Annotated in this window: 1 protein-coding gene; it reads right to left on the bottom strand. The window is 60.5% G+C overall.

Annotation, left to right across the window (positions count from 1 at the left end; translation table 11 throughout):
• Positions 1-569 (bottom strand): YjbH domain-containing protein (locus tag ABB27_RS19105; RefSeq protein ID WP_161809674.1); only part of this gene is annotated, 569 nt, incomplete at both ends.

Raw genomic sequence — 569 nt, 5'->3', positions numbered from 1 at the left:
GCCCAGCTGGAACTGGACATTGTCGTTCAATGCGTAGGCCGCACCGACGTTGAACGGATGGCGTTGGCGCTGCTGGTTGCGCTGCGGCTCGTTGCGATAGTCGTTGCCCTCGTATTCGAGCTTGATCTGCAACGGGTCCCACGGTGTTTGGTACGCAATGCCCGCGAATACACCGACCGGGCCACGGAACATGCCGGCGGTGTTGAGCTCGCCAGTGTGGGTGGTGTTGTTGGGGCGGTTTTCAAAACGATCATCGATGTGCTTCAGCGGATTGCTGAAATCGCCTCGATTGCCGATGTAGCCGGTGGCCAGACCGAGGCTGGCGTCGAACGGGCCAAATCGTTTATTGGCCACCAGGTATTCGCTGGAGAACAAGCCGGTGCCGCCGATATCGCGCGCGCCCAGTGCCAGCTCAGGCAGCCAACGGCTTTCCTGCAGCAGACGCAGCTTCAGGTCGATGGATTTGTCCTTGTAGTTCTGGCGGCCACTGAGCTCAGCTGGGCCATACCGGCGATTGGCGATGGAAATGTAGCGGAACGACCCTTCCAACCACGGCAACGGCTGCAGGG

Origin of the sequence: Stenotrophomonas terrae, from assembly GCF_001431465.1 — a bacterium.
GTDB classification, from domain to species: domain Bacteria; phylum Pseudomonadota; class Gammaproteobacteria; order Xanthomonadales; family Xanthomonadaceae; genus Stenotrophomonas; species Stenotrophomonas terrae.
The sequence above is the reverse complement of the archived record's forward strand: the minus strand, read 5'-3'. Positions and strand labels throughout refer to the sequence as shown.